The following is a 23,274-nucleotide window of genomic DNA, read 5'->3' as shown; positions in this document are numbered from 1 at the left end:
ATGCGATGGCAAAGCCTGGCAAGAGTGACGAAGCTCGATAAGAGTGGTGCAGCCTGGCAAGAGTGACGAAACTGGCCGTTTTTTTGTTACAGCGATGAACTAATTTTTGGTGGTTTTTGGCAAACTTTGGCAGGGAATGTGCCCGATTAGGTGGTTTTTGGAAGGTGACCCACCTAATCGACAACTTTTCCAGCCATTTTGAAGCCCAATCCACATAATCGGGCACTTTTCCTGCCAAACCTCCAAAATAAGAGGCATCGATGTGATACCGGTGCCTCTTTCACAATGCAGTATTGGTGTTTCTCATGAACTGCTCACAGTAATCCGCGTTGCCCCTTGCGAGGCTGAACAGTTCAATGCTTCAAAACGTCTTAGACGCGCTTGATTACACGGCCGTCGCGCGTGTCAATTTGCAACACGTCGCCAATTTCAACAAACGTGGGAACTTGCACCTCAACACCGGTTTCAAGCGTTGCCGGCTTAGTAGTGTTGGTAGCAGTATCACCCTTAAAGCCCGGCTCGGTATGGGTAACCTCAAGCTCAACGAACATCTGCGGCTCAATGCTGATGAGCTCATCACCTGCATACAGCAAGCTTGCTTCATCATTTTCTTTGAGCCATTTCGCAGCATCACCAATCACGTCAGCAGAAATTGCCAACTGCTCATAGGTGTCGTTGTCCATGAAGTTGAAGTCAGCACCATCGTTGTACAGGTACTGCATCTTTTTGGTCTCCAGGCGCACCGAGTCAAACTTGGTACCCGAGTTGAAGGTGTAATCAACAACGCGACCAGTCTTAATGTCCCTCAGTTTAGTGCGCACAAAAGCGCCACCTTTGCCAGGCTTTACATGCTGAAACTCAACAATTGTGCAAAGCTTGCCGTTGTACTCAATGCACATGCCATTACGAAAATCGGCGGTAGAGATAGCCATGTTCTCGTTATCCTTTCGTCCGCGGCTCCGCGTACGAAAAGCGAGCCGCCATCTGCGTCAAACTGGACTAGTATAGCACGAATTCATGTGTGCGCTATACGTGTACGCTACTAAAGCACGATCATATCATGGGTTGATTCAGTGAACACGTCGAACCCGTCCTCGGTCACGACACCAAAATCTTCTAGACGCATCCCAAACTGTCCCGAAATATACACTCCCGGCTCAACCGTAACCACGTTTCCAACTTCAAGCGGCATCTCGTTTCGCGGAGAGAGTACCGGAAGCTCATGGATTTCAAGGCCTACGCCATGACCTAACCCATGCCCCATTTTGTGAGCAAACCCCGCATCTGCAAGCACACGCTCAGCCAACTCATGCATTGCGCGTCCTGTTACACCAGGACGAAGCGCTGCCTCAACTTGCTCATTAGCACAACGAATGGCGTTATATGCATCACGCAATTGTTGCGAGGGTTCGCCCAAAAAAACTGTTCGCGTCATGTCTGAACAGTAGCCAGCCGCTTTCGCGCCGAAGTCCAAAACTACACACTGACCCGCCTCAAGACGCGTCTGGCCTGGGACTGCATGCGGATTTGCACCATTTGCACCACATGCAACAATTGAGGAAAACGCCAGGTCATCTGCTCCATGACGCAACAGATACTCCTCAAGTTCAATCTGTACATCACGCTCAGTCATGCCAGGACGCATGAAACCTACAATATGCGCAAACGCTGCATCGGTAATGCGTTGCGCGGCGCGCATGCGCTCAATCTCTTGGGGATCCTTGACCGCGCGCAGCTTACACACTACCTCATCAGTCTCAGCAAAGACTACAGGCTCAGACGCAAATGCTGTCTCAAGCTGGCGATATTCTTTGAGCGCTATGCCATCTTCAATGCCAAGTGCTCCCGCACTCAACTCAGGATTCGCCTCTACCAGATCACTCCAAGCTTGCTTGACAAATGCCGCATGCAAAGAGCGTTCGTCATTGACTTGCACAAATCCCTCATGCGCAGCTGCCACACGAGCAGCTTCACTGTAGCGAGAATCCGTATGCAAAATGAGGTGCTGATCGGCTACATTGCTCACAAAAAGTGCGTGCGCCGATTCGTCGTCAAACACCCCATCAAAGGCACAAAGCCACATAATATTTGCGGTGTCCCGAACCGAAAAAGCCGCAAGTTGATCTTCGCTCAGCCTCTTGCGCAACCGCGCAGCGCGCACACGGGAAGTATCGACCGCCCAGGGCACAACCGCTTGATGCCCTTCCTGATCAGCTAGCGCATCTTGGGCGGGTGCATCCATGCCGCCCAACCCATCAAAAGGGCGAATCACGAGGCCGTTTGCGCAAGTAAAGTCCTTGTAGTTTTCGCCAAGGCGCTCGTGTGCACCCTTGCAGAGCACGTCAAGAGCATCGCAATACCCTTGAAAGCCGCGCCCTTTGATCTGCGCAACACAAACGGGCGCAATGACCGAAATATGCCGAAACGCCTCACGGCTCTCCACGTCAGAAATGTGCACTTCAACGCATGGCACATCAATGCCACCAAGCGCATCGCGCAACGCATAGGAATAGTGCGTGTGAGCACCCGGGTTGTATATGATTCCGTCATAGCGAAGTCGTGCATCATGAATGGCTTCTACCAAATCACCTTCGCTATTTGACTGGATTGCATCAACCTCAACGCCGCATTGGGCTCCGTAATCTTTCACAAGTTTTTCCAAGTCTGCAAGCGTTTGGCTCCCATACACGCCCGGCTCGCGAACGCCAAGCATGTCCAAATTTGGACCATTTATCAACAGGAGTTTTTTCATGTCTCCTCCTACCAGTCTTGCAGCTGCTCAAGGATAACTTCGTCATCAACATCCATAAGCACCCAATCGCCCACATCACGCGGGAGCACAAAGCGCACCTGTCCGTGACGTGCTTTTTTGTCGCGCTTCATGGCTTCAAGAATAGCCTCTGGCTCAAAAGAGCATGCCAAACGCGGTAAACCAAGTGCATCTAAGAGCGCATCTTGCGCATCAACCAGTTCTTGAGGCGTATCCACTAAACGCTGACCAAGGCGCGCCGCAAAACGCATGCCTTCAGCAACACATGCCCCGTGAGAGTACGTGCCATAACCCGCTAACTTTTCAAGCGCATGACCAAGGGTATGACCATAGTTGAGGCATTCGCGAATACCGCATGACTCTGTTTTGTCCTGTGCTACAACGTCAGCCTTAAACACCACTGAACGAGCAATAGCTTCCTCAGTAGCGGCCATGTCTCTGCTGGCAAGCGCCTGCGCAGCATCGGTAAGCCAGAAAAAGAAGTCGTCCGAATCAATGACTGCTGATTTAGCAATTTCGGCACATCCACATGCCCACTCTCGCTCATCAAGGGTCAAAAGCGTAGTGGTATCAGCACATACATATGCTGGCTGATTAAACGTACCTACAAGGTTTTTGCCTGCGTGCAAGTTCACACCGGTTTTGCCGCCAACTGATGAGTCAACCATAGCCAGCAGCGTCGTGGGAACCTGCACCACCTCAACGCCGCGCATATAGGTTGATCCTACAAAGCCAGCAAGATCACCCACAACTCCACCGCCAAGTGCAACAACTGCGCAATCTCTACCCAGTTTCAGCATTGCCATGGCTTCATAAATCTCTTTGGCAACGTCAAGCGATTTTGCTTCTTCGCCCGCATGAACCGACAAATCACTTACCTTAAAGCCAGCACCACTGAGCGCCTCTTTCACCGAAGCAAGATAGAGTGGCGCCACGTTGTCGTCAGTAATTACCAACAGTTGTTCAAGAGCGGCAAATCTCTCGAGCTTTCGGAGATCCTGACCAAGTCTGCCTACAATATTCTGTCCAATGCGCACATCATATGGCACCTCATCGGGAATGTTTACCACTACCTTTGTTGCCGGCATAACACACCTTCTCTTTCCAGTACATCGCGCACTTCATAGGCAATTGCTGACACCCCGCGTCCGGCAGTGTCAACAACCACATCTGCCACCTCGTCATAAAGTGGCATCCTACTCTCAGCTAAATCGCGCGCATTCTCTATGTCATTGAAAAGCGGTCGCGTGGAAAGGTCTCCTATTCGACTTCGTGCTTCATCAGCAGAAATGCGCAAATGGACAACAAATCCAGCACGTTTGAGTATTTCGCGATTCTCAGGTCGGCCAATCACACCACCGCCGCATGAAACAAGCAACGGATCCATCTCTGAAAGCTCAACGAGTACCGCCTGCTCAATATCGCGAAAAGCGTCTTCGCCTTCTTGAGCGAAAATCTCTTTTACCTTGCGACCTTCACGTCGCTCAATATAGGTATCCATATCCACGGCCGCCAAACCAAACTTGCGCGCAAGTTTACGCGAGACCGATGTTTTGCCAGCGCCCATAAACCCGACGAAAAAAACCGGGCGCGTTAATTGATATATTTCCATTAGCGTGACACTGTCTTGAGACGTTGCTTATATGACTCAATAGCCGCGCGGATATCCACCATATTGTCGCAGCCGAATTTCTCTAGATAGGCATTTGCAAGCACAAAAGCAACTTCACCCTCAGCCACTACAGCACACGCTGGCACCGCACAAGTGTCACTACGTTCTTTAGAGGCAGCTTCAACTTCAAGTGTGTCAATGTTGACTGTATTAAGCGGTGTCATGAGTGTGGGGATAGGCTTCATGGCTGCACTAACAATCAGCGGCATACCTGTTGTCATACCACCCTCTAAGCCACCTGCGTTATTTGATGTACGCACAAAGCCAAAATGCGGATCAAGCTCAATGGGGTCGTGCACCTTTGAACCCTCACGGCGCGATGCCTCAAATCCCAAACCAAATTCAACGCCTTTGATAGCCGGAATAGAAAAGAGCGCAGCACCTAATTGCGAGGTCAAACGCTCAGGGCCAGTTGCATAGCTTCCAAGGCCGGGCAACAGACCGCGCACCACAACACGAAATGTCCCACCAAGGCTTTCACCCGACTTTTTTGCGCGATCAATAGCGCGCTTCATAGCTTGAGTTGCCTCAGGATCAGGACAGCGAACTTCACTTGTTTCAATGGCAAGTGGTTCATATTGTGCAGCCTGCACCAACGGATCGGTTTCTTTCATAGCGGCCGATCCAATACTGGTTACATAAGAGACAATCTCCACGCCAAGTTCAGCAAGAAACTCCTTAGCAATACCTGAAGCCGCCACGCGCGCTGCCGTCTCTCGAGCGCTTGCGCGCTCTAAAACATCTCGACAGTCATCAGTTGCTGTTTTTAAAACACCAACTAAATCAGCATGTCCAGGGCGAGGGGTGACTTCACGCACTAAATCTGCCGGAGCGCTCCCCTCAACTGCCATGCGGTCAGTCCAGTTTTGCCAATCGCGGTTTTTCACGACAAGCGCAATAGGAGAACCCAAGGTTCTACCAAAACGCACACCTGAAACTATCTCTACCTGGTCTGTTTCAATAGTTTGGCGACCGCCGCGCCCATACCCCGCCTGACGACGTGCCAGATCAGTGTTGATGCTTGCCTGGGATACAGAAAGTCCCGCTGGTACACCATCAACCAGGGCTGTTAATTGTGGTCCATGACTTTCACCTGCAGTTATATAGCGCATGCGCAGTTCACTCCCCGTCACGAAAGCTGAATAATTTGTGCATTAGTTCGGGGCGTATTGTACCGCAAGCGCTTACACGTCAAACCCTGCAGCAGCTGCCATGAGGTTAAAAAGTTCGTCGTCGGAAAGCGTGAGGTTCACTCCGGCAATGTCGCACACAATTCCTACGGTGGCCACCGCTTGAGCCACTAACATGCCTGCCCCATCATATGCCACGCAGTCATGCTTGCGCGCACCTGCCACAAGGGCTGTTTCCCCATGTCCATATACGCAGTCAAATACCACCTGATTTGCACGCAAAAGCTCCGTGTCAAAAGGGGCTCCATCATCCTTTTGCATACCACAGGGGGTTGCGTTGATAATAAGATCGGCTGACGAAAGAGCGTTTTTTGATGACTCATAGGTGCCAAACTTTAAGGTTGGCTCTTTATAAATCTGGCGAAGCGAACGATATCCCGCTTGCGCTGGCGGTAGATCTATCGTGGCATAAGCTAAGTTTTGCAAACGCTCAACATAGGCATTCAAGATATCGTGAGTGCGCGTTTTATTGCGCCCAAGCAAAGTCACTTGTGCCGCTCCTGCAGCTGCACACTCATGCAAAATGGCCAAGGCGGTTGGACCGGTTCCACACACGACAACCTTCGCACCCGAAAACGAAAAGCCACTTCGTTCCAAATAAGCCACACACCCGCGCCCATCAGTGTTAAAGGCAATCAGCTCGTCATTGTGGTTCACTAACACATTAGCGCCTAGCGCCAGTTTTGCCGAAGCAGCTTTGGCTGTTGCCGCTTCAAAGGCTTGCGGTTTATAGGGCGTCGTAATGTTAAGAGAAAGAAAATCTCGCGCAGCTAAAAACGCTTCTGCCTCGGCTTTCGTGGGCACATCAGCCAACCCATACTGCCATGCAAGCCCCAGCTTTTCATATACCGCGTTGTACATAACGGGCGACTTTGAATGGCTGATAGGATGTCCAAGCAAATAGAGGTTTTGCGAAGCAAATGAGCTCATAATTCACGTCCTTGTTCGTGTACTTCTAGCAGCGATTGAGCAGCAATACCGCCTTCAGGCTGTGCGTCTTTCAGAAGTGTACGCTCAATGTTTCGCAAAAGGAGCGTATGGGTGAGATCCTGCTCGACGAGCGGTGCCAACAAATACGCACGCATTCCCAAAAGATGCGCTCCTGCCACATCAGTTAAAAGCTGATCTCCAATTACAACAGTTTGCTTGCGCTTTGCCCCCAGCTTTGAAAGCGCTCGAAGATAGCCAAAAGGTAGTGGTTTGAGCGCTTTTGCAACAATGGGAAGATCAAGTGTTTGCGCAAGCTCAAGAACGTTTGCGTGCCAGTTATTCGACAAAAGACAGATACTTACACCCGCCTCTTTTGCACGCGCAAGCCACGCCACAATATCGCGCGGCACTTCATGTGTATCGCGTCGCAGAATAGTGTTATCAATATCTAACAGCACATACAGCAAATGAGCGTCAAGTAAATCCTTCGCAATATCTACGCGCGAGAGTCGCGAAAAATACCGCTCTGGCAAAAAGAACGAGTCGGATGTTGTTTTACCCGATGGATCTTGGTTTTTGATGGCCATAATCACGCCAGGAAACCGCCCTTTTACGAGATTACATCTTGATGCTCTTCGTAGGTTTCAGAGAAATGGCAAACAGGTTGACCATTATCGTCCGTATCAAAATAGAAGAAATAATACTTGTTGAGCGCTTCTTGATCAGGAGCACATACCGCCTGCAAACATGCTAAACCGGGTGAGCAAATAGGAGTTGGAGGCAAACCGGCATTGGTGTAGGTTGAATAAGGTGTGTCGGCATGAACCTCTTCAGCAGAGGGCTCATGACCAACTTCATAGGCGGTGGTAGCATCACTTTCAAGTTTGCCATAGCTGGGCTCACCATCGGCAGCAAGACGATTATAGAAAACTGCAGCCACTTGAGCGCGAACTGCATCATCGTCATTGCATTCCTTCTCTACGATGCTTGCCAAATTAACTGCATCATAGAGCGTCAAGCCATACGACTCAGGAAACGACCAATCCAAATTTGCGGTCTCTGCTTCAAACTGATCAAGCATTAAACGAATGACGGAGTCAGCATTTGCCTCAGAGGTAATCTCATAGGTTTTCGGGAATAAAAAACCCTCAAGAGAATTGGTACCCGCACTCTGCAAAAACGGATAGTCGCCAGCATACACACTTGCATCAGCAGCAGCTGCTTTAAAATCTTCAGCACTGATACGGCCTTGCGTTACTGCAGACACCGCTTCGGCGGTTTCAGCAAGCGTGGAACCTTCAGGGACCGTCAAGGCATTATCCATTCCGGATCCCTCTTCTAAGGTGCGAATAATAGCATCTAAGCTGGTTTGTCCAGCAATGGTATACGTTCCCGGCTTGAGCTGCGTTGCCACCCCTAGCTCATTAACACGATTTCGAAATTCCGACGCATGAGCAATAAGGCCTGCAGATGCCAGCTTCTCACCTATTGCATCTGCACCTTCGCCCTCTTCTACCACAATTCTTGCTTCTTGATCTGCAGGAAGCGATGCCACTTGTGTAGCTGAACAGCTATTCACAATGGTTACGAAACCCCAGATTACTGCACCTAAAACTGCAAGCGCAATAACCAGAGCAATAATCATGGGCGCTTTGCTAGGCTTCGGACGAATGAGACTGGTGTCATAAGTTTTAAACTGACGCTCCCCTTTTGCGTGCGCAGCGCGCGTAGCATGTGTGGGACGTTCAGAATAGGTAACTTGCTTTCGAGGTGCCATAAGGTACGAAGGCCTTTCGTTTCGTGTGTACTCATTACACGTCTTAGTGCGCGCCCCTCTGAGCGCTCACACACTACTTATTAATACGTCTGCTGATGCGCTTGAGCATCAAGCCATGTTTGTAAGAATAGACTGGCTGCTATCATATCCACTTTGCCGCGCATGTCACGTTCGCTCAATCCCTTTTCACGCAAAATCCGTTTCGCTTCCGATGAACTAAGCCGCTCATCTACAAAGGTAAGTGGTAATTCTGCCTGGTCAGCAATCTGTTGCGCATATGTCTTTATGGTGGCTGCCCATTGCCCCTCTTCACCATCAAGTGATTTCGGCAACCCGCTTACCAAAAGCTCTGGCTCCCAGTCTTCTAACACGCGCTTCCATGATCTTGCCTGAGCAAGTACTTCTTGGGTCGGCAACACGCAAACCGGCGAAGCAACACGCAGACCCGGATCAGATACCGCAATACCTACGCGCGCTTCGCCAATATCAAGTGCTAGTACTCGCATGCTACTTTGACACTCTTGCGTCTTGCAACACTACGCGTTAAGCAACAGCGAACGAGCAGCCTCAAGCGCTTCATCAATGCCAGCAGCGTTCTTGCCGCCCGCCTGGGCCATCTCGGGCTTGCCGCCGCCGCCGCCGTTCACGCACGGGGCAATACTCTTGATGATGGTGCCTGCATTAAAGCCTGCCTCAACCGCCTCAGGCGTGCCCGCAGCAAGCAACAGTGCTGCATCCGAATTGGTTGCAGCCAAGACAACTGCACCAGGCGCGCTCATGCGCGAACGGATGACGTCCCACATATTACGAAGCTGCGAGGTGTCCATCTGGCCAACGGACGCCACAATCAGCGGGTAGCCTCCTTTAGCCTCTACCACTTGCTCAAGCACCTTAGTCATACCATCCGCAGCAGCTGCCTCGCGGTTGCGTTTCATCTTGGTCTGTAGCTCTTTGAGCTGCGCAACGTTTGCAGCACAACGATCTGCGGCATCAAACAAGGGCACATGCAGCTTGTCTGCCACGCTCTTGAGTTCAGATTCAACATGATTGAGATACTCAAGTGCATCAAAGCTGGTCACAGCCTCAATACGGCGAAGGTTAGCGCCAACGCTTGTCTCGCTGGTAATCTTTACCAGACCAATTTCGCTTGTTGCGCTTACATGCGTACCGCCGCATAACTCTTGGGAGAAGCCCTCCATATCAAGCACGCGAACATATTCGCCATATTTCTCTCCGAACAAAGCCATAACGCCCGCCTCACGAGCAGCCGCTAGAGAAGTTTCATATGCGCGAACTGTATGGTTTTCCATGATCTTTTCGTTTGCCAGACGCTCAACCTCAGCTATCTGCTCAGGTGCCATGGCTTCATAGTGCGTAAAGTCAAAACGCAAGCGATTCGGGGCAACCAAAGAGCCTGCCTGCTTCACATGGTCGCCAAGCACCTTACGAAGTGCCCAATGCAAAATATGCGTTGCAGAGTGATTGCGGCAAATGCGCGCACGACGAATGACGTCAATGGAAGCATGGACTTCTTGACCAACCGCCAAAGAGCCATTTTCCATAACGACCGTATGAGCAATAAGGCCCTTCTCAGGCTCTTGTGTGTCATTGACGCGAGCACATGCTGCAGCGGTTTCAAGGACACCACTGTCTCCAACCTGTCCGCCTTTTTCTGCATAAAACGGCGTTTTGTCCAGCACTATTCTGCCTTCTTGACCAGCTTCAATAAGATCTGTCTGTACGCCATCAACCACAATAGCCACGATCTTTGCATCACACGCATTTTCAGTGTAGCCGACAAATTCCGTAGCGCCTTGTGCGTCAAGAATCTCGCTCATGACGCCACCGTAGGTAGACCAGGCAGCTTCAGCATCTTTCGTATTTGCGGCACGAGCACGCTCGCGCTGTTCTTCCATGGAACGCTCAAAGCCTTCCATGTCCACGCTAATACCACGTTCGCCAGCTAACTCAGAGGTTACCTCTACCGGGAACCCATAGGTATCATGCAACGTGAATGCTTCTTCACCCGAAAGAACCGTGCCCTCAAGTGCATCAAGAGCCTCATCTAAAAATGCACGACCCTGACGAAGGTTTGCGCCAAAACGCTCCTCTTCTGACAAGATGATGCGACGAGCCAGTTCGCGATTTTCTACAATCTCGGGATATACATCACCCATCAGACGAACAATTTCGTCTACGTAGTCATTCAGGAATGGCTTATCCAATCCAAGCAGATGACCTTTCATCACAGCGCGACGAAGTAGTCGGCGCAAAACATAGCCGCGGCCCTCATTTGAAGGCAGAATGCCATCCGCTATCATAAAGGTAACCGCGCGTGAGTGATCAGCCATGATGCGCAATGAAAGATCCGCCGTAGGATCATCACCATACACCCTGCCTGTCAGCTTCTCTCCAACGCCTACTAAGCTTCGCAAAACATCAGTCTCATAGTTAGATTGCACGCCCTGCATAATTGCAGCCATACGTTCAAGACCCATGCCCGTATCAATATTCTTCTTCGGTAGCGGAGCAAGGGTGCCATCTTCTTGGCCGTCATACTGGGTAAATACGAGATTCCAGAACTCTAAGAAACGATCGCAATCGCACCCCGGCGCGCAATCAGGCGAGCCACAGCCAAAGTCTTCTCCCTGGTCAAAATAGATTTCTGAACACGGACCACACGGACCGGTTGGGCCAGCGCGCCAGAAATTGTCATCTTCACCCAAGCGAGAGATATGATTCTCAGGAACACCCAACTCTTTCCAGATCTCAATAGTTTCATCGTCGTCTTCAAACACGGTGAAATACAAACGCTCTTTCGGAAGCCCTAATACCTCGGTTGAAAACTCATAAGCCCAGGCACACATCTCATGCTTGAAATATTCGCCAAAGCTAAAATTGCCCAGCATTTCAAAAAAGCTTAAGTGGCGGCCGGTCGTACCAATAATGTCAATGTCGTTCGTGCGAACACACTTCTGAGCAGTAGTCGTGCCAATATAGGGCGCCTCCAAATGCTTTTGTTGCAAAAAGTATGGCTTGAACTGCACCATACCAGCACTGGTCAAAAGCAGCGAAGGGTCATCCGGGATCAGCGAAGAAGAAGGCCAACGCTTACAGCCCTTGTCCTCAAAAAACTTCAGATACTTCTCGCGAATCTCAGCACTTGTCATGTATTCCATTGGGGCTCTTTCCTCATTTCTTCTTTTTATTCACTAGCTTTGGGTGTGGCGCAGTGGCATCTTTAACAGGATCAGCAGGCGCATCCTCTCGTGCGCTCCCCTTAAAGAAGACACCGTTATCAGCCACGATTCTTCGACCAGTTTTCTTTTCAAAATAATACACGAAAACAGATTTCATTACCGCAATTGCCGGAATTGACACCAGCATACCCACCAAAGAACCGATCAGCCCGCTCATTGCACCACCGATAGCAGAACCGCTCATCAATGCAATAAAGGTCAAAGCAGGATGTACATCCACTGAGTTCGACATAATCTTTGGCGAAACGAACGTATAAACAATTTGTTGAATGACGACCGTTCCTACAAGCGCGATAAGAGCAACCCAAGGGCTAACAAATACGCCTACAACAGCTGCAAGCGCACCTCCCAACCATGGTCCGATAATGGGAATGATGTTCAAAATGCCCGCAATGCCACCCAATGCAATGCCATTGGGGATACCAGCGACAGTAAAAAGAATTGCACACCCTGCACCAATAATGCCGCACTGCAACAGCGTGCCTTTGATGTAGCCACCCATCACGCGCGAGAAAGTCATATGCAGCATCTCGAAAGTATCGCGATGTTTGCTTCCCACCAAGCGGCGGCACTCTTGCCCCAGTGCGGGGAGATCCATGAGCACCCAAAAAGCAATAACAAGCGCAAAGCCTATTGCAATAAAAGTATTGGCTACCCCTGTTCCAACCGCCACTACACCGCTTGCGCTATTCTTTGCAAAATTGGAAGCCCAATCACCTAAAGCGCTCAGCGCACTATTGAGATAGTCTTGTACAGTCTTATTGGACAACACATCAGAATAGCGATTGTATAAATCATTACCCCAGGCAGAGATGTCGCTAATATAGGTTGGGATTGATTGAATAAGATTATTAAACTGATCCCCTACACCAAATATTGGAGAAAACATCAACACCGAAATCAAGAAGAGCGCCAAAAACATTATGACATAGGCAATAGTGGTACCAATAACACGCGACACGCCGTGAGTTTCAAGACGATTTACAATGCCACGCAAACAAAAAACGATTACAACGGTCCACAGCACAATGCCTACTGGCACGCTTAAAACATTTACGACATAGATACCCACGCCAGCCAAGATCATGGCGCCAACAATTGTCCACACCACCATGAAAGCAAAACGCGCCTTAAGAGCACGATCTACGTTTTTTGTTGCTGCCTGCGTATGCGACACACTATCAAACTCAAGGCATTCGTCAGGGGCAACTTGCTCTTTACGACAAGAAACAGGCGTACCGCCTTTGGCCGCCTGTTGCGCATTCAAATCTTTGTCAGCGTGAACCATAGAGATCCGCCAAACTCCTATGCATTAGTCTTTGGGGTTTTTGTTACTTGAGCACCCGCCACTTCCTCTTCGGTTACTCCTGCAACCGTAGCAGCAGAGACTGCGGCACTTGAGGCGGCGTCTTTACCTTCTTGGTAGGTGAAATACCCCTTCGAAGCCGTCTCTGTCTCAGAGGGGGTTTGTGCTTTCGAATCAGCATCTGCCACCGCAGCAACAGCATCAAGCATATCTTTTGCAGCCTTGTTTGCTGTATCTGTTGCGGCTTGGCGAGCAGCATTCTTTTCTTCTCGCTGTGCGCGTTGCTCTGCGTGCTGCTCACGCTCTTCAACAACGGCTTCTTTTGTAGCACGAGCTGCGGTAACTGCAGCTCCTTTTACAACTTGACCAGCAGCTACAGCGGTTTCAGCTACTGAAGAAGGAATGTTTTGAGGCTCGGTTGACTCGGTTGCTTTCTTCTCTCCGAGCGCAATTGATTCTTCGCTTGCATGCTTGGTTTTAAAAGCGCTACGAACTTTGGTAGTGACCGATGTCAGCAAGTTCATAGGAGCGTTGGTAACCGTATCAACAGCATCAACTGCAGAAGACACAGAATCGGTAATGTCGGTCACGCCTTCTAAGATCTGGTCAACGCGCATCAACTCAAGATTGGCGGCATCAACCGTAAGAGACACCCGATCTACGAGCGGGTCAACCTTAGCAACAACCGGCTCTAATGAGGCAGTCAAACGTTGTACATTATCAAGCGTGGGTTCAAGCTGTTTGTGCATCTCATCAACGGTTGTGCGCGTCTTGCGAATAGTGATGGCAAGCTCAATAACAAACCACACAAGCGCTGCACCAACGATGATGTACACAAACGGCAAAGCCGCGTTCAAAAATTCAGCAAAATCCATTGAAGTGCCTCCTTGAAATCTGAAGCTCAACTATAGCACGTACCGCATGAATTCTATATGCATTCAAGTTCGATTTCATGGTGCTTCCATAGGAGTAGTAAATTGGTTACCAAACCTACGACGTGCTGTTTTATTCCTCAGCTTCAAGCCGATCGCGAGCAAAAGCTTCAGAGCGGTACGCTTCCCATCCTCGAGAGCTTGACTTATAAAAACAACCACGCGAAAGCCCCTCTGGAAGATAACGCTGGGGCACCCAACCACTTGGATAGTTGTGAGGGTATTTATAGGTGCCATAATCTTCTGACCCCGGACGGTGCCTATCCCGCAAATAATCGGGTACTTTACGAACTGGTCCTTTACGCACCTCATCGAGAGCTGCAAAAATGCCGGCGTATGCGGCGTTGCTTTTCGGCGCAAGCGCTACATAGGTTGCTGCTTGGGCAAGATTAATAACACACTCAGGATATCCAATAACCTCCGCAGATTTAAAAGCTGCTTCTGCAATCAAAAGCGCCTGAGGGTCTGCGTTACCTACATCCTCAGAAGCGGCAATGAAGATTCTTCGCGCAATAAATTTAGGGTCTTCTCCCCCATCAATCATGCGCGCCAACCAATAAAGGGTAGCATCAGGATCTGAACCGCGCATAGATTTAATGAAAGCCGAAATGACATCGTAGTGCATGTCTTTGTTCTTATCGTAGGGCAGACTCCGGTGTGGAGTTGCCATACGAACCGCCTCTTCATCAACAACCGCTGGCTTTTTTGGCGTGCCAGGTTCAATCATGCCAGCCGCAAGCTCAAGGGTGGTAAGAGCTGCACGACCATCCCCGCCTGCAAGTAACAAAAGTGCCGATTTTGCCTGATCATCAAGGCTATAACGCCCATCAAGCCCGCGTTCATCACACAAAGCGCGCTCAATTAACAGCGCAATATCGTCATCACTTAAAAGCCCTAGTTCTACAATGCGCGAACGCGAAATAAGCGCTGAATTAACCTCAAAAAAAGGGTTTTCCGTAGTAGCGCCCACCAACACAACAATGCGATTTTCAACAGCGTGCAAAAGTGCATCTTGTTGCGAGCGATTGAAGCGATGAATCTCATCTACAAAGAGGATGGTTCGCATATTTGACATGGTCAAACGCTTATCAGCCGCATCAATTTCACGACGTAAATCAGAGACGGTGCCTCCAATTGCAGAGACCTCTACAAACGTTGCTTTGGTAGTTTCAGCAATAACATGAGCAAGCGAGGTTTTGCCGGTGCCTGCAGGCCCAAAAAGAATCACGGAACTGAGCTGATCATGCTCGATTGCATTGCGAAGCCATGAGCCTTCCCCGATAGCTTCCTGTTGACCTACCACTTCCTCGAGCGAGCGAGGGCGCATACGCACTGCAAGTGGTGCCACTTGCGATTTGCGTTCGTTTTCAATTTCAGTAAATAACGTATCCATAAAAGTATAGTAACATTCGAACGTCTGTTTGCCTAGAAGTTTATCCGACATAGCAAAAACGCTCACGTATCAATACAGAAACCATCCTGATGTCAAGACTGGTTTTAGCGCGTTTTAAAACTATACTTGATACCAAGTTCTACCCTCGAAGCCATACTTTTGCGATGGACCGATGCTATTACTTGAGGGAGCTCAAGATTGTTGGTGGAATGGAGATTCGTGTCTGTTGATACGAAAGCCAGGAACCCAACTGCGAGCACCCACCTTTTGAGGTGGGTTCATCCTTCTGGCCGGGGGTGGAACTCTTTTTGTGTCAGCCTATTTTTGATTATCGGTGTTCTGGGAGACATCATTGTCAAGATGCTCGCACAGCGCTTTATAAGCTACGCTTCGTGAAGACACCTCAATAGTATCTGTTGCTCCATCTTCAAAGTGGCGCGTGAACTTCACGCGATATCCTATAAGCGCTGCAACAACTCCCGCACTGGCAGCGTAGCCAAAATCACTGAGTGCACAATAGGCGCCATTAACCCAAACAGAAACATCAGCCGCTGATGTATGAGTGGTGATGAACCAAAACAAGGGCATTCCAAAAACGGCACCTAAGACACAGGCTCCCAGCAAGGTCAAAACATAAAGCACCCATGAAGTACCTTTGTCGCGAATGCGCAAATAACTTTCAAATGCTATCAACAATGCAGGAGCAACAGATGCCATAATCTGCATCACTGCATTTCCTGGGCCTTGAGCACCCAAGCTATATATGAGCACCCCTACAAGGGTTAACACAATACAAAGTACCAGCGTAATCCAAGGAAAAGCCTGGACAAGCGAGCTTCCAAATGAGCGCTTAGCTGGTTGTTTTTCACATAATATTGCCGACACCAGTGCACCGTGCGGATTGCGAAAAGAGATTTCAGAAGCATTCCTGCCAAGCCCGGAAAGCTGATCAGTGCGCACAATTGCCCATGCACCCACGCCCACCAATAAAACTACTATAAAAAAGATTGCCACGTTTTCCTACTTTGCCTTTGAGTGTTTTGGCCGCTTCTGCAAACCTAATTACGATGATGTTTTTTGTGGCTTTTGTGCCCAAGATGTAAGAGCCGAACACGCTTCCACCAGCTCAGGTCTTGCTTTGTGTCTTTTGCAGCGTTCTCGTTTCCCTGTGTTTTGCCTGACGATACAGACGTATGCGCTTGCTGTTGCGCAATTTTCTCTTCCTTCGCTTCAGCAATATCATGTCGCGTTTTGCGCATAAGATCAGAGTCAAAGCTTGCGCGCGTAAGAGGCGCAATTGCTCGAACCACCGCATCGGTTGCTTTATCCAATTGCCTGCTATCAGCAATTCGGAAGGATACCGATCCGCTAAAACCGTCATCAAGCAATCCCGAATAAGAAACGCTGGGGGGCTTGGTTACCTGGCAAACTTCGCTCAACGCTTTTTGCGCCTCAAAGGCAAGCGCATCAGCCATAGCGTCTAAGTGCGTTCCATCTGTTGTCACAACGAAATCAACGCTCACATCGTTGATTGGCTCATGAATAGTCAGTGCGTTGGTGTTAATTGTTGAGTTCGGGATGATGATTTTATTGTTGTTCGTGTCGCGAATTGTTGTATGGCGCCATGTAATATCGTGCACCACTCCTGATGAGGAGCTCACTGTGATGTTGTCACCTGGCTTAATGATGCGCAAAAGGGAAACTTGCAAACCCGCAATCAAGTTCGCAAGAGTGGATTGCAGACCCAATGAAATGGCAACACCGCCAACACCAAGGGCAGCAAGCAAAGCAGAAACGTTCACGTTAAAGCAAGTAGATAGCATGACGCAGATACCGATAACCCAGACTGCGCCTCGTACGATGTTGACAAAAATGGAAACGGACGGCAGGTCTTTTCGCTCATTAAAGTGAAGCACTTTGCGCATGAAGCGCGTAGAGATGCGCGAAACAAGGCATGTGATAGCCAAAATGACCGCCACTCCAATGACTGTGCCCAACCAGTCAGAGTGTATAAAACTCTCAATCTGTTTCATGATTATATCCATACACCCTATACTAGCACGCTTTTTGGCGCGTCATACGATCTGCAAAAGGGCGTTAGGAAGGAGTTAGATAGGCACGCTCTACAACTCAAAGATCGCAGAGCGTGCCTATAAAATTCGATTACCACGAAGGCGGCTTTGTTGGAAACTCCTCATGGTGCTCCCAAAGCACAATCTCACCTTTCGCCTTCGACGCTTTAACGTCTATGATGCGCTGGTTTGACGAACCGCGCCATTCGAGATCAAACGAGTGGAGCGACTGCACAAACGAACCATCCACCAGCACGTCTACTTCATCTAAGAGTTCTGATGAGCCTGGCGTGCAATCCTGCGAGAGATCTTCATAGAGGTATCCCGAATAGGCCCACACATTCAAACCAAGAGCGCGACAGCGACGCGCAATCTCGGCACACGCATGCGCCTGCTCGAATGGCTCACCGCCCGAAAGCGTAACGCCACCAATCAGCTTATTGGCCTCAATTTGGCTCATGAGCGCATCAACGGTTGTAGGAGTTCCTCCGCCCACGCCCTGACTCTCAGGGTTGTGGCAACCAGGACAAGCGTGGCTGCATCCCTGCACGAAGACCGAGAAACGCAGCCCCGGACCGTCCACAATTGAGTCCGGAGCTACGCCAAATAATTGAATATCGTAATCAGTCACAAATAATCCCTGATCAAAAGTCTCTTTGCTACAAACGCAATTACATGCCATGCTTTACGCGGTCATGCTCTTCGGAGCGTTTAGCGTCATTGAAACGATCAAGGGTACCCACCAGATAGCCCGTGATGCGACGAATACGCTCAAAAGCAACGCCATGCTCTTCTTCGGTGCGGCCACACTTCGGGCACACGTCACCAATAATGCCGTTGTAACCACACACCGGATCACGGTCTACAGGATGGTTTACCGAACCGTAGCCCATACCACTTTCCTTCATGTGGCGAATAACTGCCTCAAAAGCCTCCAGGTTGTTGGTCGGATCACCATCAAGCTCAACATAAGAAATATGACCACCATTGGTAAGAGCATGATACGGTGCTTCAATATCAATTTTGTCGAATGCGCTGATGTCGTAGTAAACCGGCACGTGGAAGCCGTTGGTGTAATAATCACGATCCGTTACACCTGGAATGACGCCATAGCGTTCGCGATCCATACGCACAAAGCGACCAGACAGACCCTCTGCAGGCGTAGCAATGAGCGTGTAGTTCATACCACGTTCGCGTGAGATTCGATCGACGTAGTTGCGCATGTGACCAACAATCTCAAGGCCGAGGTTCTGAGCGGCCTTGGACTGACCATGGTGCTGTCCGGTGAGCGCAACAAGCGTCTCTGCAAGACCAATGAAACCTGTGGTCAGCGTACCATGCTTTAACACCTCGCGTTGCTCATCAGCAGGAGCAAGCTTCTCAGAATCAATCCACACACCTTGACCCATCAAAAACGGTGCATTGTAGACGCGCTTGCGTGCCTGAATCTCAAAGCGCTCATCAAGCTGACCTACAACAAGTGCCAACTTCGCGTCCAGAAGATCAAAGAACAAATCAATGTCACCCTTCGCGCGAATTGCTAAGCGAGGCAAGTTGATTGACGTGAACGAAAGGTTGCCACGACCAGGAGTTATTTCACGCTCGGGATCATAGACATTGCCCATAACACGCGTGCGACAACCCATGTATGCGATCTCAGTTTCAGGGGTACCTTTGTAGTACTGAGCGTTAAATGGTGCATCCAGGAAGCTAAAGTTGGGGAACAGACGCTTCGCTGAACAATGCATTGCCAGCTTAAAGAGATCATAGTTAGGATCTTCCGGAGCGTAGTTTACGCCTTCTTTAACACGGAAAATCTGTACCGGGAAGATAGGAGTCTCACCTGAACCAAGACCTTCTTCAGTGGCAAGCAGGATGTTCTTGATAACCATGCGGCCCTCTTCTGAGGTATCCATACCATAGTTGATTGAACTAAACGGCGTCTGCGCACCAGCACGAGAATGCATAGTATTGAGGTTGTGTACCAATGCCTCCATTGCCTGGAAGGTCGTGCGATCCGTATCAGCAAATGCCTGTTTTGACGTGTAAACCAAGCAGCGATCAACGACAGGTGCATAAATGCCTGACTCAACTAAATTCTGACGCAGTGCCGCCTCAAAAGCTTCATCCGTAGCAAGCGTTGCCTGCTTGCCCGTCTGGCTTTCAACGCGCTCAATAAGCTCTTTTGCAAAAGCTTTAGGCTCTTCAACATCGGTTAAGAGCTCAAGCGCCTCAGCAAGATGCTTGCGATACATGGTGCGGTAGGTCTTTGCAACGCCGATTGCCAGACCATAATCAAAGTCACACACCGACTGGCCGCCATGCTGATCGTTTTGGTTTGACTGGATAGCGATACACGCAAGAGCAGCATAGCTTCCAATACCATTCGGCTCACGCAGTACGCCGTGACCCGTTGAGAAACCACCCTTAAACAACTTGCGCAATTCAATTTGGCAGCACGTGGTGGTAAGGGTGTAAAAGTCCATGTCGTGAATGTGAATGTCACCCTCACGATGTGCGCGAGCGAACTTCGGATCAATAACACACATCTCGTAGAACTGCTTAGCTGACTCAGAGCCATACTTCAACATAGTGCCCATTGCGGTGTCTGCGTCAATGTTGGCATTTTCACGCTTCATGTCAGACTCAGAAGCCTTTGAGAAGGTAATGTCTTTCAAAGTTTGGATAAGACGGCTGTTAACGTCACGAGCGCGAGAACGCTCAGCACGATACAGGATGTAAGCTTTTGCCGTCTGAACAAAGCCAGATTCAATAAGCGACTCTTCAACTAAGTCTTGCACACCCTCAACCGTTGGAGTGCCCTCAATGGCGCCTTCTTCCAGCTTTTCTACTACCTTTTTCGAGACTTCTTCAGCAGCAGCACGATCTTGCATTGCCCCACAAGCCTGAAACGCCTTCTCCACTGCTTCGGTAATCTTTTCTACCTTGAATTCCGCGGTTCGGCCGTCGCGTTTAATAATGGTCGTGACCATGCGCCCGATCATCTCCTGTCCTGTTTCGCTCTCATTTGCTTATTACATATTGTTGATAACTGTTTTATGCGTACGAACTGTGCTTTTGGAAAACACTAACAAGTTTTCCACAAATAACCCTCGGTTTTCCACAAGATATTGTGGTTCACACGGTGTTGAACGCTAAGATATAGTACTCACGGAATTTTTTTTAGACAAGGGTTGACTTACAAATATTTTCGGGTTTGCTGGGCAAACGACATTTGATACATCAATCCTCCACAGTGTTACAAAAGGCGCGTTGTCTCACTTGTGACAACGCGCCTTTGCCTGTTGCATATATGAACCAAAAGGCTTCTTTTGTTACACCGAGCTTTTCTTACGCCCTACTCAACGGTACCGTACACCTGTCCCCAGGCATGACCTGCGATAGCTGAATTGAGTTGGTCGCACAAACGCTGTCGCGTGTACTCTCCCGGGGGTAAGAGAGAAAAAATCTCCATGAGCTCATCGGGTAAATCGGCTGACTCCGCTGCCACAATGACATCAAGGCGGCGAACTTTTGGACCCAATCCAGCTTGCGCCATTGCCGCAGCCAAAGCAGCATCATGATCTCCATCTACAGGAAAAAGGCTCTCGATAACCTCTTGCATGGCACCAAAGTGCTCCGATCTATCCTTGTTTGATGCCCTTTTTTGCGAAGCCGCCATAACTAGTCCTCCTCAATATCAGGGCGAACAACATCAAACCCCGCAGTTGCTGCAACCAGCGCTGAAGTAAAAGCAGGAGTCGCATGACCAGCAGCACGCAAAAACTGCGCACCTTGTTGACGTAGCTGAGCTGCAACGCCTACACATACATCAGGACTGAAATACGGATTTTGATTCGTCATTTCTCCTTGTCGGGCATTCACTTCGCGCACAACAAGTTGCGCCAATACTGGCAGCGACAGATTACTGAGCGTCTCATCAATCAAGCGCGCGACCACCTCAGGATCACCGGGTGTTGCAAAACCAGCCACCGTTGCACCGTATTCGCCCATAACAGCAAGCGCTTCGGAAAATACATGGTGACCATCCGCGAGCACCCCAACGCCCGCATCATTTACACCAACGACATCTACCGATGCAACAATAGGAGCATCGCTTACCTGACGAACACCCATCAAAGCACACTTGAGATCCGTCGGGTTTTTAAATCCGTTAAGGAAAAATCCGTCAAACGCTTCTCCTGCACAAAAACGCGCAGCACGCGCGTATTGATCACGATGCTCGTTGAGTGAGTTTTTGCTGGAAGGATCAAGAGGTAAATCACATGGAGCAATTTCTACAAGTACATGTTGTGGGGTAAGCGAGCGCGTGATCTTTAAGGCGCTCTGTACAATCTCTGCTCCCCGATCTTCAAGACCGCTTGCGCGAAGACGAGCCGGCGTAATACCTGCTGTTGGAGCAACCAAACACTGAGCACCTGCAACAATGTTCATGCGCAATGCTTCTTTGATTGCTTCTGGTTCAACCAGATCCGCATACGCCACGTCTGACGCATTCACTGCGCCATCGCTGCCAAAGCCCTGACGTAAGAGCACCTCATCAACCGGTGAAGACAACACAAGCATATCTTTATGGAATCGCAATTCAATATCGGGCATAAGGAAAATCCTTTCTGAAGCTTTTTTGAGAAGATGTGGGGAATTTTGCGCCGTTTACGCTATAAGTGCAACCGTTTACCGCTTCACAATTTACCCATGACTCAAACATATGTTTTTCAAGGTTGACCAGTATACTGCGAATTGTAGATGAAAGATCCCCTCCTTTTCATCTACCTGCTTTCCTATTTAAAGCAGCGCAGCGCTCGAAACGCTGCATCATCCCCTCCTTGTGACCCGGTGGAGTTCCCCTCTTCACCGGGTCAAAAAATTTATGGAGGGCTTCGTAATCAGAAGTGAGATCTTTTAAAGAATCGCTCGTATCTACGCGTTTTTGCCCTGGGCACGCGCGTACAGGATATTATTAGTTTCAAGCCAGCTTTCTACTGTACCCGTATCAAATCCGTCAGCAGGATCAACTACCAACGCATACATTTCCTCTTCTTGTAGCACAGCATCCAAAGCATCAGTCAATTGAATTTCTCCACCAACGCCTGGTTTTACTTCTGCCAAAAGTTCCATTACGCGTGGACTGAGCAAGTAGCGACCAAAGACTGCCAAATTTGTAGGCGCATCTTCGCGAGCAGGTTTTTCAACCAAGCTGTCAACCTTCCACACACCTGGTTCTACCTCTTGGCCGGCAATAACACCAAATCGGCTAACCTCTTCTTCCGCAACAGGCATAACCGCAATTACGCTTGCACCATTGTGTGCATCTGAAACAGCTTGCATGTTTGGAAGCATCTGGTTATCTGGAACCAACACATCACCGAGCAATACATAAAATGCTTCGCCATCAATTTTGTCAGCAGCACAATGAACCGCATGGCCAAGACCAAGCGCTTCATCCTGATATACGTATGAGACGTTGTAGTTACCCACGGACTCAACAGCATCAGCATATGCATCCTTGCCGCGTTCACGCAGTAATGCGACAAGCTCAGGATTTGGTGAAAAATGATCCTCAATGGCCTTTTTGTCGCGAGAATTAATAATCACTACTTCATCAGCGGCAGAAGCAAGTCCCTCTTCTACCACATATTGAATAGCCGGCCTATCTACTACAAGCAGCATTTCTTTAGGTTGAGCCTTAGTTGCCGGCAAAAAACGTGTACCAAGTCCTGCTGCAGGAATGAGCGCTTTCATGGACAGACCTCCTGGTTATTTGCTGCGTACACGCAGTTCTGCGACCTGCTCTTCAAGAATGCTCATTTGAGCCTCTGTCTTTTTAAGATTACGAACAATCATTACAACGTAAATGAGAAGCACGAGCCACATTAGTGCATACGCAGCAACAATATACGGAGCAGAAGGTAAAATCGTGCTATAAATTTCAGCAAGTACGGGATTCATTA

Annotated in this window: 21 protein-coding genes and 1 other RNA gene; 1 reads left to right on the top strand and 21 read right to left on the bottom strand. The window is 49.4% G+C overall.

Going from position 1 to position 23,274, the window contains the following annotated elements:
• Positions 1 to 371: 371 nt before the first annotated feature.
• The 13 genes from efp to NFR28_RS03525 all read right to left on the bottom strand — a co-directional run bounded on the left by efp (position 372) and on the right by NFR28_RS03525 (position 15,230).
• Positions 372 to 932: an elongation factor P gene (efp, locus tag NFR28_RS03590; RefSeq protein WP_251178464.1), complete on the bottom strand. Its 561-nt coding sequence runs from the start codon at positions 930 to 932 to the stop codon at positions 372 to 374.
• A gap of 110 nt (positions 933 to 1,042) precedes the next feature.
• On the bottom strand, positions 1,043 to 2,752 hold the full coding sequence (gene aroQ / locus NFR28_RS03585; RefSeq protein ID WP_338025900.1) for a type II 3-dehydroquinate dehydratase: 1,710 nt from the start codon (positions 2,750 to 2,752) through the stop codon (positions 1,043 to 1,045).
• An 8-nt stretch (positions 2,753 to 2,760) separates the two neighbouring features.
• Positions 2,761 to 3,858, bottom strand: a complete 1,098-nt coding sequence (aroB, locus tag NFR28_RS03575; protein ID WP_251178463.1) for a 3-dehydroquinate synthase — start codon at positions 3,856 to 3,858, stop codon at positions 2,761 to 2,763.
• Entirely contained in the window at positions 3,840 to 4,382 is a 543-nt protein-coding gene (locus NFR28_RS03570; RefSeq protein WP_251178462.1) for a shikimate kinase, read from the bottom strand. Before NFR28_RS03570 ends, aroB begins: the two co-directional genes overlap by 19 nt.
• Complete coding sequence (aroC, locus tag NFR28_RS03565; RefSeq protein ID WP_251178461.1) at positions 4,382 to 5,554, bottom strand: chorismate synthase; 1,173 nt, start codon at positions 5,552 to 5,554, stop codon at positions 4,382 to 4,384. The genes NFR28_RS03570 and aroC overlap by 1 nt, the downstream gene beginning before the upstream one ends.
• A 72-nt stretch (positions 5,555 to 5,626) precedes the next feature.
• Positions 5,627 to 6,562 (bottom strand): shikimate dehydrogenase family protein, encoded by a 936-nt coding sequence (locus NFR28_RS03560; RefSeq protein ID WP_251178460.1) that lies wholly within the window; start codon positions 6,560 to 6,562, stop codon positions 5,627 to 5,629.
• Positions 6,559 to 7,149, bottom strand: a complete 591-nt coding sequence (locus NFR28_RS03555) for a YqeG family HAD IIIA-type phosphatase (protein ID WP_251178459.1) — start codon at positions 7,147 to 7,149, stop codon at positions 6,559 to 6,561. The genes NFR28_RS03560 and NFR28_RS03555 overlap by 4 nt, the downstream gene beginning before the upstream one ends.
• A gap of 23 nt (positions 7,150 to 7,172) precedes the next feature.
• Entirely contained in the window at positions 7,173 to 8,339 is a 1,167-nt protein-coding gene (gene mltG, locus NFR28_RS03550; protein ID WP_251178458.1) for an endolytic transglycosylase MltG, read from the bottom strand.
• An 80-nt stretch (positions 8,340 to 8,419) separates the two neighbouring features.
• Entirely contained in the window at positions 8,420 to 8,845 is a 426-nt protein-coding gene (ruvX, locus tag NFR28_RS03545) for a Holliday junction resolvase RuvX (protein WP_251178457.1), read from the bottom strand.
• 30 nt (positions 8,846 to 8,875) lie between these two features.
• On the bottom strand, positions 8,876 to 11,518 hold the full coding sequence (alaS, locus tag NFR28_RS03540) for an alanine--tRNA ligase (protein ID WP_251178456.1): 2,643 nt from the start codon (positions 11,516 to 11,518) through the stop codon (positions 8,876 to 8,878).
• A 13-nt stretch (positions 11,519 to 11,531) separates the two neighbouring features.
• A complete protein-coding gene (locus NFR28_RS03535; protein ID WP_251178455.1) occupies positions 11,532 to 12,887 on the bottom strand; it encodes an AI-2E family transporter in 1,356 nt (451 codons plus the stop codon).
• 17 nt (positions 12,888 to 12,904) lie between these two features.
• Positions 12,905 to 13,780, bottom strand: coding sequence for a DUF948 domain-containing protein (locus NFR28_RS03530; RefSeq protein WP_251178454.1), 876 nt, complete (start codon positions 13,778 to 13,780; stop codon positions 12,905 to 12,907).
• A 130-nt stretch (positions 13,781 to 13,910) separates the two neighbouring features.
• On the bottom strand, positions 13,911 to 15,230 hold the full coding sequence (locus NFR28_RS03525) for a replication-associated recombination protein A (RefSeq protein WP_251178453.1): 1,320 nt from the start codon (positions 15,228 to 15,230) through the stop codon (positions 13,911 to 13,913).
• A 133-nt stretch (positions 15,231 to 15,363) separates the two neighbouring features.
• On the opposite strand from NFR28_RS03525, the gene ssrS reads away from it, so the two are divergent.
• Positions 15,364 to 15,537: non-coding RNA, 6S RNA (gene ssrS, locus NFR28_RS03520), on the top strand.
• Positions 15,538 to 15,548: 11 nt separating this feature from the next.
• Here ssrS and NFR28_RS03515 read toward each other — a convergent pair.
• From NFR28_RS03515 to NFR28_RS03480, 8 genes are all read right to left on the bottom strand, one after another.
• Positions 15,549 to 16,244: a hypothetical protein gene (locus tag NFR28_RS03515; RefSeq protein ID WP_251178452.1), complete on the bottom strand. Its 696-nt coding sequence runs from the start codon at positions 16,242 to 16,244 to the stop codon at positions 15,549 to 15,551.
• Positions 16,245 to 16,288: 44 nt separating this feature from the next.
• The gene (locus tag NFR28_RS03510; RefSeq protein WP_251178451.1) at positions 16,289 to 17,263 is read right to left on the bottom strand and encodes a mechanosensitive ion channel family protein; all 975 of its coding nucleotides are present in this window, start codon (positions 17,261 to 17,263) and stop codon (positions 16,289 to 16,291) included.
• Between the two features lie 130 nt (positions 17,264 to 17,393).
• Entirely contained in the window at positions 17,394 to 17,933 is a 540-nt protein-coding gene (gene nrdG / locus NFR28_RS03505) for an anaerobic ribonucleoside-triphosphate reductase activating protein (protein WP_251178450.1), read from the bottom strand.
• A gap of 40 nt (positions 17,934 to 17,973) precedes the next feature.
• On the bottom strand, positions 17,974 to 20,295 hold the full coding sequence (locus tag NFR28_RS03500) for an anaerobic ribonucleoside triphosphate reductase (protein ID WP_251178449.1): 2,322 nt from the start codon (positions 20,293 to 20,295) through the stop codon (positions 17,974 to 17,976).
• A gap of 365 nt (positions 20,296 to 20,660) precedes the next feature.
• Positions 20,661 to 20,984, bottom strand: coding sequence for a hypothetical protein (locus NFR28_RS03495; RefSeq protein WP_251178448.1), 324 nt, complete (start codon positions 20,982 to 20,984; stop codon positions 20,661 to 20,663).
• A 2-nt stretch (positions 20,985 to 20,986) separates the two neighbouring features.
• Entirely contained in the window at positions 20,987 to 21,922 is a 936-nt protein-coding gene (locus NFR28_RS03490; protein ID WP_251178447.1) for a homocysteine S-methyltransferase family protein, read from the bottom strand.
• Between the two features lie 321 nt (positions 21,923 to 22,243).
• Positions 22,244 to 23,065 (bottom strand): UTP--glucose-1-phosphate uridylyltransferase, encoded by an 822-nt coding sequence (locus NFR28_RS03485; protein WP_251178446.1) that lies wholly within the window; start codon positions 23,063 to 23,065, stop codon positions 22,244 to 22,246.
• A 15-nt stretch (positions 23,066 to 23,080) separates the two neighbouring features.
• On the bottom strand, positions 23,081 to 23,272 hold the full coding sequence (locus NFR28_RS03480; protein ID WP_251178445.1) for a CcmD family protein: 192 nt from the start codon (positions 23,270 to 23,272) through the stop codon (positions 23,081 to 23,083).
• Positions 23,273 to 23,274 lie beyond the last annotated feature (2 nt).

The sequence above is a fragment of the Adlercreutzia agrestimuris genome, assembly GCF_943193125.1.
Lineage (GTDB): Bacteria > Actinomycetota > Coriobacteriia > Coriobacteriales > Eggerthellaceae > Xiamenia > Xiamenia agrestimuris.
Note: the sequence above shows the minus strand (reverse complement) of the source record. Positions and strands in the feature narration are given on the sequence as shown.